This is a genomic window from Roseateles subflavus, from assembly GCF_030285365.1.
GTDB lineage: Bacteria > Pseudomonadota > Gammaproteobacteria > Burkholderiales > Burkholderiaceae_C > Roseateles_B > Roseateles_B subflavus.
In genome coordinates this window covers 82919-96161 of the sequence record NZ_JASVDS010000005.1, presented here as the reverse complement: position 1 = coordinate 96161, position 13243 = coordinate 82919, and the positions used below count along the sequence as shown (strand labels likewise).

General features: G+C 69.9%; 16 protein-coding genes. 11 read left to right on the top strand and 5 right to left on the bottom strand.

Going from position 1 to position 13243, the window contains the following annotated elements:
* Positions 1–6 precede the first annotated feature (6 nt).
* The 3 genes from QRD43_RS17160 (at position 7) to QRD43_RS17150 (ending at position 2896) form a co-directional block, all read left to right on the top strand.
* Positions 7–1713, top strand: a complete 1707-nt coding sequence (locus QRD43_RS17160; RefSeq protein ID WP_285983728.1) for a SulP family inorganic anion transporter — start codon at positions 7–9, stop codon at positions 1711–1713.
* A 55-nt stretch (positions 1714–1768) separates the two neighbouring features.
* Positions 1769–1972 carry a DUF3460 family protein gene (locus QRD43_RS17155; protein WP_285983727.1) on the top strand — a complete coding sequence of 68 codons (204 nt, stop codon included), beginning with the start codon at positions 1769–1771 and terminating at the stop codon, positions 1970–1972.
* 90 nt (positions 1973–2062) lie between these two features.
* Positions 2063–2896: a segregation and condensation protein A gene (locus QRD43_RS17150; RefSeq protein ID WP_285983961.1), complete on the top strand. Its 834-nt coding sequence runs from the start codon at positions 2063–2065 to the stop codon at positions 2894–2896.
* Positions 2897–2971: 75 nt separating this feature from the next.
* Here the strand turns inward: QRD43_RS17150 and QRD43_RS17145 are convergent, their stop codons facing one another.
* Together QRD43_RS17145 and QRD43_RS17140 are read right to left on the bottom strand one after the other, a co-directional pair.
* Entirely contained in the window at positions 2972–3712 is a 741-nt protein-coding gene (locus QRD43_RS17145; protein ID WP_285983726.1) for a response regulator, read from the bottom strand.
* 147 nt (positions 3713–3859) lie between these two features.
* Positions 3860–4501 carry a ParA family protein gene (locus tag QRD43_RS17140; RefSeq protein WP_285983725.1) on the bottom strand — a complete coding sequence of 214 codons (642 nt, stop codon included), beginning with the start codon at positions 4499–4501 and terminating at the stop codon, positions 3860–3862.
* 130 nt (positions 4502–4631) lie between these two features.
* Between QRD43_RS17140 and kefF the strand changes: the two genes are divergently transcribed.
* Genes kefF through QRD43_RS17125 form a run of 3 tightly spaced genes read left to right on the top strand, consistent with a single transcriptional unit; the run spans position 4632 to position 7567 of the window.
* The gene (gene kefF, locus QRD43_RS17135) at positions 4632–5243 is read left to right on the top strand and encodes a glutathione-regulated potassium-efflux system oxidoreductase KefF (protein WP_285983724.1); all 612 of its coding nucleotides are present in this window, start codon (positions 4632–4634) and stop codon (positions 5241–5243) included.
* The gene (kefC, locus tag QRD43_RS17130) at positions 5240–7084 is read left to right on the top strand and encodes a glutathione-regulated potassium-efflux system protein KefC (RefSeq protein WP_285983723.1); all 1845 of its coding nucleotides are present in this window, start codon (positions 5240–5242) and stop codon (positions 7082–7084) included. Before kefF ends, kefC begins: the two co-directional genes overlap by 4 nt.
* Before the next feature lie 51 nt (positions 7085–7135).
* Positions 7136–7567 carry a DUF1841 family protein gene (locus QRD43_RS17125; RefSeq protein WP_285983722.1) on the top strand — a complete coding sequence of 144 codons (432 nt, stop codon included), beginning with the start codon at positions 7136–7138 and terminating at the stop codon, positions 7565–7567.
* A gap of 84 nt (positions 7568–7651) precedes the next feature.
* Here the strand turns inward: QRD43_RS17125 and QRD43_RS17120 are convergent, their stop codons facing one another.
* The 3 genes from QRD43_RS17120 to flgA all read right to left on the bottom strand — a co-directional run bounded on the left by QRD43_RS17120 (position 7652) and on the right by flgA (position 9326).
* A complete protein-coding gene (locus tag QRD43_RS17120; protein ID WP_285983721.1) occupies positions 7652–8053 on the bottom strand; it encodes a hypothetical protein in 402 nt (133 codons plus the stop codon).
* 60 nt (positions 8054–8113) lie between these two features.
* Entirely contained in the window at positions 8114–8446 is a 333-nt protein-coding gene (flgM, locus tag QRD43_RS17115; RefSeq protein ID WP_285983720.1) for a flagellar biosynthesis anti-sigma factor FlgM, read from the bottom strand.
* Positions 8447–8591: 145 nt separating this feature from the next.
* On the bottom strand, positions 8592–9326 hold the full coding sequence (gene flgA / locus QRD43_RS17110; RefSeq protein WP_285983719.1) for a flagellar basal body P-ring formation chaperone FlgA: 735 nt from the start codon (positions 9324–9326) through the stop codon (positions 8592–8594).
* Positions 9327–9519: 193 nt separating this feature from the next.
* On the opposite strand from flgA, the gene flgB reads away from it, so the two are divergent.
* Genes flgB through flgF form a run of 5 tightly spaced genes read left to right on the top strand, consistent with a single transcriptional unit; the run spans position 9520 to position 13213 of the window.
* Positions 9520–9933 carry a flagellar basal body rod protein FlgB gene (gene flgB, locus QRD43_RS17105; RefSeq protein ID WP_285983718.1) on the top strand — a complete coding sequence of 138 codons (414 nt, stop codon included), beginning with the start codon at positions 9520–9522 and terminating at the stop codon, positions 9931–9933.
* Positions 9934–9976: 43 nt separating this feature from the next.
* Positions 9977–10393 carry a flagellar basal body rod protein FlgC gene (gene flgC, locus QRD43_RS17100; protein ID WP_285983717.1) on the top strand — a complete coding sequence of 139 codons (417 nt, stop codon included), beginning with the start codon at positions 9977–9979 and terminating at the stop codon, positions 10391–10393.
* 26 nt (positions 10394–10419) lie between these two features.
* On the top strand, positions 10420–11085 hold the full coding sequence (locus QRD43_RS17095) for a flagellar hook assembly protein FlgD (RefSeq protein ID WP_285983716.1): 666 nt from the start codon (positions 10420–10422) through the stop codon (positions 11083–11085).
* Between the two features lie 33 nt (positions 11086–11118).
* A complete protein-coding gene (gene flgE, locus QRD43_RS17090) occupies positions 11119–12450 on the top strand; it encodes a flagellar hook protein FlgE (RefSeq protein ID WP_285983715.1) in 1332 nt (443 codons plus the stop codon).
* Positions 12451–12478: 28 nt separating this feature from the next.
* Positions 12479–13213 (top strand): flagellar basal-body rod protein FlgF, encoded by a 735-nt coding sequence (gene flgF, locus QRD43_RS17085; RefSeq protein ID WP_285983714.1) that lies wholly within the window; start codon positions 12479–12481, stop codon positions 13211–13213.
* The last annotated feature ends 30 nt before the right edge of the window (positions 13214–13243 follow it).

Sequence of the window (13243 nt, the reverse complement as noted above, 5' to 3'; positions counted from 1 at the left end):
GCGTTCATGTCCCTGCCTCGACTCCATGCCTTCCGGCCCCGCCTGCTCGACAGCCTGCGTGGCTATGACCGGGCGCGCTTTGCCCGCGACATCGGCGCCGGCCTCACGGTCGGCATCGTGGCCCTGCCGCTGGCCCTGGCCTTCGCCATCGCGTCCGGCGTCAAGCCCGAGCAGGGCCTCGCCACCGCCATCGTCGCGGGCTTCCTGATCTCGGCGCTGGGCGGCTCCAGCGTGCAGATCGGCGGGCCGGCCGGCGCCTTCATCGTCATCGTCTACGGCATCGTGCAGCGCTATGGCGTGCACAACCTGCTGATCGCCACCATGCTCGGCGGGCTGATGATGCTGGCGCTCGGCGCGCTGCGGCTGGGGGCGCTGGTCCGCTACATCCCCGTGTCCATCGTGATCGGCTTCACCAACGGCATCGCGGTGCTGATCGCCCTCTCCCAGCTCAAGGACTTCCTCGGCCTGCCGATCGCCCGCATGCCGGCGGACTTCTTCGCGCAGCTGGAGACGCTGTGGCAGCACCGGGCCGGACTCAATCCCATCGCCCCGCTCGTCGGTGGTGCATGCAGCCTGCTGGTGCTCGCCTGGCCCAAGAGCTACACCATGGCCCGCGACGCCCGGGGCCTGGGCGAACGCCTGCACCGTGCGGCCGCCCACCTGCCCGGCACCCTGGTGGCGCTGGCCCTGGCCACGCTGGCCACGAGCGTGCTGCACCTGCCGCTGGACACCATCGGCAGCCGCTTCGGCGGCATCCCGCAGTCGCTGCCCACGCCGGCCTGGCCCGGCCTGAGCTTCGAGGAGGCCAAGCAGCTGCTGATGCCGGCGCTGACCATCGCCCTGCTCGGCGCCATCGAGTCGCTGCTCTGCGCGCGGGTGGCGGACAACCTGGGCGAGGGCCGCCGCCACGACCCGAACCAGGAGCTGATGGCGCAGGGCATCGCCAACGTCGTGGCCCCGCTGTTCGGCGGCATCCCGGCCACCGGCACCATCGCCCGCACCGTCACCAACGTCAAGGCCGGCGCCAGCAGCCCGGTGTCAGGCATGGTGCACGCCCTCACCCTGCTCGTCGTGGTGCTGGCGGCCGCGCCGCTGGCCTCGCAGGTGCCCCTGGCCGCGCTGGCGGGGATCCTGCTCGTGGTGGCCTGGAACATGGGCGAGTGGCACGAGTTCGCCCGGCTGCGGCACTTCAAGCTGCCCTATCGCGCCACCTTGCTCGGCACCTTCGTGCTGACCGTGGTGTTCGACCTGACCGTCGCCGTCGAGGCCGGGCTGATGCTGGCCTGCGGCTTCTTCGTCTACCGCATGAGCGAGCTGTTCCGGGTGTCGGAGCCGCCGCCGGGCACGGTGCTGCCCGCCGGCGTGCTGCTGCGGCAGGTGTACGGCTCGCTCTTCTTCGGTGCCGTCGCCAAGGTCGAGGCCCTCGGGGAGCAGCTGCCCGCCGACTGCCGCGTGCTGGCACTGGATCTGCACCAGCTCGTCTCCATGGACAGCACGGGCCTGGATGCCCTCGTCCAGCTGCATCGCGCCCTGCAGCGCAGTGGCCGGCGCCTCGTGCTCGTCGGGCTCAACGAGCAGCCGGCCTCGCTGGTCGAGCGCGGCGGCCTCGCGGCTCAGCTCGGGCCGGACGGGCTGCTGGCGGATCTCGCCGCGCTGCAGTCCCTCACGCTCCCCGTCACCGAGTCCCCGCCGCAGGCCGGCCAAGCCGGCTAAAATGGCGCGCTCATGCCGGGCCGCCGGCCCCGCATCAACCTGATCCGCACGCGCCATGCCTCTGTTCTGGAAGCCCTACAAGTCCGAAGTCACGCAGTTCATCGACGAGCTGAAGGCCAAGAAGCCCACGCTGGAGCAGGAACAGCGCGACGGCCGCGCCCTGCTGTGGGACAAGCCCGTGGACCGCACCGCCCAGGCCGACTACCGCGCCTCGCGCGTGGCCCAGCAGGCCTACGTCTACCAGACCAAGTCGCACTGAGCGCATCGCCCTGAGGCCACCGCTCCTGCGCCCCGCTGACCGGCACGCCTCCCCGTGAGCGCCCCCCATGCCACGCCGGATCCCGTCGAGCTGCCCGAGCCGCTCGTGCAGGCCGAGGCGAGCCCCGTGATCGAGACGGTCGACGGCGTCGCCGTCGCGCGGCTCTACGGCGAGCCGCTCTTCACCCTGCCCCAGGACCTCTACATCCCGCCGGATGCGCTGGAGGTCTTCCTGGAGGCCTTCGAGGGTCCGCTGGACCTGCTGCTCTACCTGATCCGGCGCCAGAACTTCAACATCCTGGACATCCCGCTTGCGGATGTGACCCGGCAGTACCTGAGCTACGTCGAGCAGATCCGCAAGCAGAACCTCGAGCTGGCCAGCGAGTACCTGCTGATGGCGGCCATGCTCATCGAGATCAAGTCCCGCATGCTGCTGCCGCCCAAGAAGACGGACGACGGCGGCGAGCCCGAGGACCCGCGCGCCGAGCTGGTGCGCCGCCTGCTGGAGTACGAGCAGATGAAGCTGGCGGCCGCCCGGCTGGACATGCTCCCCGTGATCGGCCGCGACTTCCTGCGGGCCCAGGTCCACATCGAGCAGTCCCTGACGCCGCGCTTCCCGGACGTGGAGCTGGTCGATCTGCGCGAGGCCTGGCTGGGCCTGCTCAAGAAGGCGCAGCTCAAGCAGCACCACAAGATCAGCCGCGAGGAACTCTCGGTGCGCGAGCACATGAGCATGGTGCTGCGCCGCCTGCAGGGCCAGCGCTTCGTGGAATTCGAGCACCTCTTCGATCCGAGCCGGGGCTCGCAGGTGCTGGTGGTGACCTTCATCGCGATGCTGGAACTGGCCCGCGAGCGCCTGCTGGAGATCACGCAGGCGGAAGCCTTCGCCCCGATCTACGTGCGCCTGGCCTACGCGCCGAGCTGATCTCCGCCCGCCGGTCCTGCGCCGCCACAGCAAAAAGCCCGCCGGATGGCGGGCTTCGTCTTGGACGGGCGGCCTTCAGTGCGCCGGCTGCCGGAAGGTGCTGAAGCTCTGGTCCGGCTGGCGCTGCACCATCTGGCTCACGGCCAGCACGGCCTGCGTGCGGGAATTGACACCCAGCGCCTTCAGCACGGCCGCCACGTGGTCCTTGACCGTCTCGACGGACACGCCCAGCTCGCGGGCGATGATCTTGTTCGGCTTGCCCTGCAGCAGCAGCGCCAGCACATCCGTCTGGCGCGGCGTGAGGGACAGGTTCTCCAGTCCCGCCTGCATCTGGTACTCGGTGGCCGTGGCCAGCTGGGAGATCTGCTGCAGGCGCGCGGCCTGGCTGTTGACCTCGGGCGCGGCCGGCGCCGGGGCCTCGCTGCCCAGGCTCATGGGGGGCACGTAGATGCCGCCGGACATCACCAGGCGCAGCGCCTGGGAGAGCACCTCGGTGCTGCTGCGCTTGGGCACGAAGCCCATGGCGCCCATGTCGATGGAGCGAATGACGTCACTGGCGCGGTCGGAGGCCGAGATCACGACCACCGGCAGCGCCGGATAGACGGAGCGGAACTCCTCCAGCACATCGAAGCCGCTGGCGTCTCCGAGCTGGAGATCCAGCAGGACGAGGTCGAAGTCGTCCTGGTCCTTGAGGCGCTGGCGAGCCGCGGCGGCCGTCTCCACCCCCACCATCTCCACGCCCTCGTCCAGGCCGGCAATCACGGTCTGCAGCGCCGCAAGAATCAGCGGGTGGTCATCAATGAGCAGCACCTTCATGCCCGTCTCCTCAATTGTTCTGAATCAATGTGCCCCGCAGCTCGGGGCGTCGAATCATAGTGGGGGCGCCTGGGCGAGGGCATACCCCTTCCGGGTGGGCGATTGCCGAACCGGGTTCGCCACTCGTATCGTTAACTTTGAGGATATTCACCCCAGAAGCCACTTGCAAAGCGACTCCCATTGCTGCAAGTCCTTCTCCACCTGGCCGGGCGAGATGTCCCAGAGACTGAGCCCGCGAGCGGCCAGCTGCACGTAGTGCTGGGTGTCCCGCAGCTCGCCGAGCCAGGTGAGGTGCCCGCCCGCCGCCTCGATCAGGCCCTGCCGGAACCGCTGCAGCTGCTGCTGGGACAGCGTGCCCTGCCGCACCCGCATGCCCAGCAGGCCGAGCCGAGGCGGCGATTTGCGCGCCGGCGCCAGCGCGTGGAGTTCCTGCACGAAGGCATGGCAGGCCTGCATGTCGAAGAGGCTGGGCTGCAGGGGCACCACGATGCCATCGGCCAGCCCGTACAGGCGGGCCAGGCGCTTGCCGTGCAGCCCGGCCGGCGTGTCCAGCACCACGTGGCTCACGCCCTTGGGCACGCGGGCAACCTGCCCGTCGTCGACCTCCAGCGCGCGGATCGGCGGCAGCTGCGGCGGGCGCTGCGCCAGCCACTGCCGGCTGGACTGCTGCACATCGGTATCGCCCAGGGCCACCGCGTGCCCCTGCCAAGCGAGAAAGCCCGCGATGTTGGTGGCGACGGTGCTCTTGCCGACCCCGCCCTTGGGGTTGGCGACCAGGATCACGGGCATGGCATCTCCCTGGAGAACGGGTGCCGCGCGCCGGCAGCGGCGGTCCGATGCATGTTAGCGGCGACTTTCCGGGCTCCGCAATGCGGGCGGGGCCGGGGTGTGGCGCCCGCGGACACTGCTACGCTCGCTCATGGCTGAAATTCTCTGTTTGTGTGCCCACCCCGACCGGGCGCATTCGCGGGTCAGTGCGCGCCTCGCCGACGCCCTGGCCGCCACGCCCTTCCCGCCCGGCCGGCTCGAGATCCGGGACCTCTACCGCCTCTACCCCGACTACGCGATCGATGTCGAGGCCGAGCAGCAGGCCCTGGCGCAGGCGCGGCTCGTGGTGTGGCTGCACCCGATCCACTGGTACGGCATGCCGGCGCTGATGAAGCTGTGGCTGGACGAGGTCTTCAGCTACGGCTGGGCCTACGGGCCGGGCGGTCACGCGCTGCAGGGCAAAGACCTCTGGCTGCTGCTCTCGACCGGCGGTTCCGAGGCCGCGTACAGCCCCGAAGGCCACCACCGGCACCCGTTCCAGGACTTCCTCCTGCCCTACGACCAGACGGCGCGCCTGTGCGGCCTGCGCCTGCTCCCGCCGATGGTGCTGCACGGCGCCCACCGGGCCGACGACGAGACCATCGCCCAGCACGTGCAGGACGCCCGCCAGCACCTGCTGAACTACCCGCACTGGTGCGGCGCGGCCCGCGCCGAGCAGGACGAGCTGCCGGCCGGCGAGCGGCCTGCGGAGGTCCAGCCATGAGCGCACCGGCCCACGACCTCCTGCACCTGCCGCTCGTGTTCCTCGGCGCCGCCGTGCTCGCCGTGCCGCTCGCCCGCTGGGCGCGGCTCGGGTCCATCCTCGGCTATCTCGTCGCCGGGGTGCTGATCGGGCCGCAGGTGGCCGGCCTTGTGTCCGCGCCCGACACCATCCTCGAAGTGGCCGAGATCGGTGTCGTGCTGATGATGTTCCTCGTCGGCCTGGAGCTGGAGCCGCGCCGGCTGTGGCAGCTGCGCCGGCCGATCTTCGGCTGGGGCTCGGTGCAGCTGCTGGGCTCGACGGCGCTGCTGATGGCCCTGGCCCTGCTGTGCGGGCTGCCCTGGCGCCTGGCGCTGGTGGGCAGCCTGGGGCTTGCGATGTCCTCGACGGCCGTCGCGATGGCCGTGCTGGGCGAGCGCAACCTCGGCCCGACCGCCGCCGGGCAGAGCATCCTGAGCGTGGCCCTGCTGCAGGACATCGCCGCCATTCCCATCCTCGCCCTGGTGCCGGCCCTCGCGGGTGCGGACGGCAGCGGCAGCGAGGGCCACTGGCAGGCGATCAAGGCCGTGGGCGCCATCGCCGTGCTGATCCTGGGCGGCCGCCTGGCGCTGCGCCCGGCCCTGCGCTGGATCGCCGGCAGCGCGACGCCCGAGATCTTCACCGCCGCCGCCCTTCTCCTCGTGCTGGCCACCGCCGCGCTGATGCAGGCCGTCGGCCTCTCCATGGCACTGGGCGCCTTCCTGGCCGGTGTTCTGCTGGCCGAGAGCGAGTACCGGCACGAGCTGGAGACCGACCTCGAGCCCTTCAAGGGTCTGCTGCTGGGCCTGTTCTTCATCGCCGTCGGCATGGGGCTGGACCTGCAGGTGCTGCTGCACCAGCCGCTGCTCGTGGCGGGGCTGCTGGCGGCGCTGCTGGTGCTCAAGGGCGCGCTGCTGCTCTTCATGGGGCGCGCCATGGGCCTGCCGCTGCTGGAGCGCCCGGTGTTCGTGATCCTGCTCGCCCAGGGCGGCGAGTTCGGCTTCGTCGTCTTCCAGCTGGGTCAGCAGGCCGGGTTGCTGAGCGACGCCCAGGCCTCGGCGCTGGTGGCGGCGGTGGCGCTGTCCCTCGGCTGCACACCCGCGCTGCTCGCCGCCGTCGATCGCTGGCTGCAGCCCCGGCTGGCTCGCCGCGGCGGTCCGGCCCTGGAAGAGATCCGGGAGCCGCAGCAGGCGCCCGTCATCATCGCGGGCTTCGGCCGCTACGGGCAGATTGTGGGCCGCCTGCTCTACGCGAACGGCCACGAGGCGACGGTGCTGGAGCACGACGCCCACACGGTCGAGGGGCTGCGGCGCTTCGACTGGCGGGTGTTCTACGGCGATGCCACGCGCCTGGACCTGCTGCGCACCGCGGGCGCCGAGACCGCCGCCGTGCTGGTCATCGCCGTGGACGACGTCGCGCAGAGTCTGGCCATCGCCGAGCTGGCCCGCGAACATTTCCCGCAGCTGCAGGTGGTGGCGCGGGCGCGCAACGTGCAGCACTTCTACCGCCTGCAGGAGCTGGGTGTGCAGCACATCGAGCGCGAGACCTTCGAGTCCGCCCTGCTCAGCGGCCGCAGCGTGCTGGAGCTGCTGGGCGTGGAGCCGGCGATGGCGCGCCGCCAGGCCTGGCGATTCCGGCAGCACAACGGCGCGCAGCTGCGCCTCATGGCCCAGCATCGCAACGACCAGGACAAGGTCGTCGCCATGGTCAAGCAAGGGCGGCAGCAGCTGGAGACGCTGATGGCCCAGGAGCGCGAGGCCCGCGCCCAGGTGCGCCATCGCCAGGGCTGGAATCCGGCGGAGGGCGACGAGCACCGGTCGGATTGACGGGCCGGGCGCACTCGGGACGGTCGGGCGGCTTGCGGCGACAATGGCGCCATGTTTGCCCCGTCCCAGATCGAAGTCCGCCGGTTCTTCTGCAGCACCTACGCCAAGTGGCGGGACCGCCTGCCCCTGACCCCCATGGAGACGCTTGCCGCCCAGTGGATCGAGCAGCACCCGGAGTACCACGCCGAGCTGGCCGATGAGGAACAGGCCGTGCAGGCCGTCTACACCGTCGAGGAGGGGCGCACCAATCCCTTCCTGCACTTGTCGATGCACCTGAGCATCAGCGAGCAGCATTCCATCGACCAGCCGCGCGGCGTGCGCCAGGCGCTGGACCTGCTGGCCGCGCGCAAGCAGTCCCTGCACGAGGCCCAGCACGTGGCGATGGAATGCCTGGGCACCATGATCTGGGAATCCCAGCGCAGCGGCCGCCCGCCGGATGGCCACGCCTACCTCGAAGCACTGCGGCACAAGGCCACTCAGTAAGCCACGCAGTACGTCGCGCCCTGTCCAGGGCCGGAAATGCAAAAGCCACGCGGAGCGTGGCTTTCATGGCAGGCGCCGGGAAGGTCAGGCCTGGATCGACCCGCCGAGGCTGCTCTTGCGCTCGTTCTTGCCGCTGGCGCCGTAGACGCCACCCGGCTCGGGCGGGATCAGCACGTCGATGGCGCGATCCAGCGACGCATTGGCCCGGTTGAGAGACTCGCGCTGCGCCGCCACGCGGCCGCCGGCCTGGACAAGGCGGTTGCGCAGCTGGGGCGGCACCTTGCCGTTGCGCGCCGCTTCCATGAAGCTGTTCATCGCGACCTGCAGCGCCTGGTGCAGGGCGGCCGAATGGGTCTCGATGGCCGGCGTGTCACGGCGTGCGAGCGCCTCGCCCAGCAGGTTCAGGCAGTTCTCGACGTCGATCAGCGGCCGCTCCAGATCCTGGCTCAGCGCTTCGGGGGTATCAGGGGGCGGCAGGGTGGACATGGCTGGATCCGCCTGTGGGCTGTGATGTGACATGGACGTCCGGGGTTCGGGGCAGCGGGCTCAGTGAGCGCCGACGCGACCGACCATCTCCCGGGCATTGGCAATGAGCTTGTCGGCGACGGCCTCGGCATTGATGCTGAACTTGCCTTCGCTGATCGCCTGGGAAATGCGCTGCACCTTCTCGGCGTCGAAGCTGCCGTCGTCCGGCACACCTTGCAACATAGTGCTCGCGGTGCTGGACAGCGCCAGCCTCGCGCTCGCTTCCGGGGCATTTTTCACGGGACCGGCCTCGGAAGCACCCTTGCTGCGGCCGGCTTCCGCCGTCGCCGGGCGCTCGACGCCGGAGGCAAGGCCTGCGGCGGCGAGTTTGTCAGCGTTTTGACCGATTTTCATGATGTTCTCCAAGGACTGAGCTTGAAACCGCCCAGCCTGTTGGACGGTGTATCGGCCGGCCTGCGCCGGACTTGAGGCATTTCCCCGACGATACCAGTTGGACGCCCCCTGGGCACGGGGGTGAAGTGCGGACTTGGTGCATCGTTCACAACAGGACCTCCACTTCCCGCTCGCCGACGGCCCGGCCGGTAACGGTACGGCCGTTCTCAAAGCGAACACGAACGTCCTGCCCCTCGATGCCCTGCCCCAGCGCCTGCCCTTCCCCGGCGATGGCGAAGCCGTCGCCCCGGGCGACGACCTTGACCTGCGCACCCGCGACGAACCACTGGCGCTGCCGGAGGCGATCCGGCCGCAAGGCCTCGCCGGCCTGCAACGGCCGGGCCAGGGTCCGCCCGAGCAGGGCGGCGGCGTCCGTGTAGACGGCCCCCGGCTCCGCGGCCAGGTCGACATCGGCCAGGCGCAGGTGCTCGGCCAGCAGCGGCGTGCCGGCGTCCAGCGGCCCGGTGGCCACCAGCGCCGGCGCGATGACGTGCACGGTCAGGGGCAGCGTGACATTCCAGCGCGTCGGGCCCTCGACGCAGCGCAGACCGATGCGGGAGCGGCCCCACAGGCGCAGGCCCGGCAGCAGATAGGGTTCGGCGCGCTGGCAGGGGGCGAGGCGCAGGCGCGGATCGGCCTGCCCCAGCTCGACCATCACCCGGGCCGAGCTGCCCAGGCCCTGGTTCAGCTGGGTCACGGCGCTCGTCGCCGTCTGCTGGAGCATCTGGCGCCAGGCGTCCAGGCCCTGGCCCTGCGCGAGGGCCCCGAGGCCGTGCAGGCCAAGCAGCAGCGCCGCCAGCCATCGGGCAGAGCATTGCAGGAGCGTGGGCCGATTGCACATGATGGATCGGACTGTAGGCCTCGGCCGGGCCGGCCTTAGCGCCGAATTGAGCAGCAAAGCGCCGTCTTTTCCCGCTCATGTTTGGCGGACAGCCGCCCAACAATGCCCACAACCCGTGCCATGGCGTCGACAGGGCCTGCAGCCGTACCGCAGAACCCGCCCTCGAAACCCGGCCCCGGCAAGGAGCGCTCCCATGATCAACCGCCTCACCGATTCGCTGACTTTCCAGACCCAGGCCCTGGTGCTGCGGGCGGAGCGTCAGCAGCAGCTGGCCAGCAATATCGCCAATGCCGACACGCCGGGCTACCAGTCCCGCGACATCGACTTCAGTCGCGCGCTGAAGGAGGCCACCGGCGAGATCGCGACCCCGGGCGCCCTGCAGACCACGCAGAGCCGCCACCTGGCGCCGCTCGCGGGGGCGCTGAGCCCTTCGGGCCGGGAGTACGCCATGGCCGCCCAGACCAATCTGGACAGCAACACGGTGGACATGGACCGCGAGCGCGCCAGCTTCGCGGACAACGCCGTCAAGTACGAGGCCACGCTGCGCTTCATCAACAGCAGCGTGCGGACCACCCTGGATGCGATGAAGTCGCACAACGCGGCCTGACGCCCGCAGGGTCCGCTGAAGCAAGACGCCGCAGGAGAGCCCCATGTCCATGTTCCAGATCTTCAATGTGTCCGGCAGTGCGGTCAGTGCGCAGAGCCAGCGCCTGAACGTGGTCGCCAGCAATCTGGCCAACGCCGACACCGTGGCCGGCCCCGACGGCCAGGCCTACAAGGCGCGCCAGGTGATGTTCCAGACGCAGCTCATGGGCGCCGGCCAGGACCCCGGCGCGGCCGGCGTGCGCGTGGCGCAGATCACCGAGGACCAGACCCAGGGCCGCCGGGTGCACGACCCCAAGCATCCCCAGGCCGATGCCGAGGGCTACGTCACCTACAGCAACGTCAACAGCGTCGAGGAGATGGTCAACATGATCTCCGCCTCGCGCTCCTACCAGAACAACATCGAGGTCATGACCACGGCGAAGAGCCTGCTGCTCAAGACCCTGCAGCTGGGCCAGTCCTGAGCCCCACCCACGACACGAGGTAAGCCATGGACTACAGCAACGTCATCAGCAACAGCAAGGTCACGGGCAGCAGCGCGAACACCGCGCCGAGCGCCGCCCAGCAGGCCCAGGACACGCAGGACCGGTTCCTCAAGATGCTCGTCGCGCAGATGAAGAACCAGGATCCCATGAACCCCATGGACAACGCGCAGGTCACCTCGCAGATGGCGCAGATCCAGACGGTCACCGGCATCAGCAATCTCAACGACAACATCAAGGCCCTGGGTTCCCAGTTCGGCCAGATGCAGGCGCTGCAGAGCGTGAGCCTGGTCGGCCGCGAGGTGCTGGTGCCCGGCAGCAAGCTCAGCTGGAACGAGACCACGGCCAAGGCGCAAGGCTCGTTCGAGATCGCCAGCCCGGCCGACGCCGTGAAGCTGGAGGTGCTGGCGCCGTCGGGCGCGGTGGTCGACACCGTGCAGCTCGGGGCCCAGGGCGCCGGCGTGCACGACTTCGACTGGAGCTCCGACAAGGTCGACGCCCGCTCGGGTGGCTACACCTTCCGCATCACCGCGAGCAAGGGCGCCAGCGTCCTCGCCAGCACCGCCTACGCCCATGACAAGGTCATGGCCGTGAACACCGCCGGCAGCAAGCTGCAGCTGCAGCTGCAGACGGTCGGCATGGTCGATTACAGCAGCGTCAAGCGGGTCGACTGACCCCCGGGAACACATTCTTTCGAAGGACACATCATGGGCTTCCAGCAAGGTCTCTCCGGTCTCAACGCCGCCAGCAAGAACCTCGAGGTCATCGGCAACAACATCGCCAATGCCAACACCTACGGCGGCAAGTCCTCGCGGGCCGAGTTCGCCGATGTCTACGCCAGCGCCCTCAACGGCGCGGGCCAGAACCCGGTGGGCATCGGCACGAGCCTCGCCTCGGTGTCCCAGCAGTTCACGCAGGGCAACATCAGCACCACCGAGAACCCGATGGACATGGCCATCAACGGCTCGGGCTTCTTCCAGGTGAGCGACGACAAGAACCCCGTCATGTACACCCGCAACGGCCAGTTCAAGGTGAGCCGCGACGGCTTCATCGTGAACAACGCCGGGCTCAAGCTGCTGGGCTATCCGGCCGACGGCACGGGCGTGATCCAGCCGGGCCTGGCGCAGCCGCTGCAGCTGCCCACCGCGGGCATCACGCCGCAGGTCACGAAGAATGTCTCGATGGAGTTCAACCTGGACTCCCGCGCCAAGAGCACGGCGCCTGGCGGCACCGGCGTGGGCATGAAGCTCAATGACCCGGCGACGTACAACAACGCCACGTCGATGACGATCTACGATGCCAAGGGCCAGAGCGTGGCGCTGACCTTCTACTTCCAGAAGAGCGACCCGACCCCCCCTCCGCCCGATCCCAGCTCGACCACGACCTGGAACATCTACGCCACGGCCAATGGCAAGCCGCTGGAGGTCGATGCCGCCGGCACGGCGACGCCCGTCGATGTCGACGGCAACCCCACCGCGCCCTACACCACGCTGGTGTTCTCGGCCTACGACGGGTCCAAGCCCGTGAGTCCGACGGCGGACATCAACATGGATGTGCCGGTCTCCACCAACGCCGCCGGCGCGGCCACGCTGCCGATCGCCGGCATCAAGCTGAACATCCTGAAGACCACGGAAGGCGGCTCCAGCTTCGCCGTGACCGACGTGAAGCAGGACGGCTACGCGCCGGGCCAGCTGGCCGGCATCCAGATCGACAAGTCCGGGATCATCATGGCCCGCTACTCCAATGGCCAGTCCAAGCCCGCGGGGCAGGTGGAGCTCGCGACCTTCCGCAACACGCAGGGCCTGCAGCCCCTGGGCGGCAACGTCTGGGCGCGCACCTACGGGTCGGGCGACGCCGTCGTGGGCGTGCCGGGCGACGGCAACATGGGCGTGCTGCAGTCCGGCGCCCTCGAGGAATCGAACGTGGACATGACGGCCGAGCTGGTCAACATGGTCACGGCACAGCGCGTCTACCAGGCCAATGCCCAGAGCATCAAGACGCTGGACCAGGTGCTGCAGACGCTCGTGAATCTGCGTTGATGCCCTGCATCGCTGATCAAGGACTGCCATGGACCGCATGATCTACCTGTCGATGGCCGGCGCGAAGGCGGCCATGCAGCGTCAGGACGTGCTGGCCAACAACCTGGCCAACGTCTCGACGAACGGCTTCCGTGCCGAGCTGGCGGCCTTTCGCGCCGTGCCCGTGCGCGGCGACGGCGCCAGCACGCGAGCCTATGCGCTCGAGACGACGATCGGCTACAACCCCGATCCCGGCGTGATCAGCGCCACCGGCCGCAACCTGGACGTCGCCATGCGTGGCGACGCCTGGATGGCCGTGCAGGGGCTGGACGGCACCGAGGCCTACACGCGGGCAGGCTCGCTGGACGTCAGCAGCGAAGGCCTGCTCGTCCTGCGCAACGGCCTGCCGGTGCTGGGCGACGGCGGCCCCATCAACGTGCCGCCCAACAGCGAGCTGAGCATCGGCAACGACGGCACGCTGACGGCCAAGGGGGCCACGGGCCGCCCGACGGCCATCGGCCGCCTGAAGCTGGTCACGCCCACCGCAGAGACCCCGCTGACCCGGGGACCCGACGGCCTCTTCCGCGCCGCCAATGGCGACCTGCCGGCCGATCAGGCCGCACGGCTGCAGGATGGCGCGCTCGAGGGCTCCAACGTGAGCGCCGTCGAGACCATGGTCAGCATGATCGCCGCGGCCCGTCAGTTCGAGCAGCAGATGAAGCTGCTCCAGATCGCCCAGACCCAGGGACAGACCAGCGCCAAGCTGCTGTCCAGCAACAGCTGAGCCTGAGGGCACGGCTTCGAGAAGGACCCC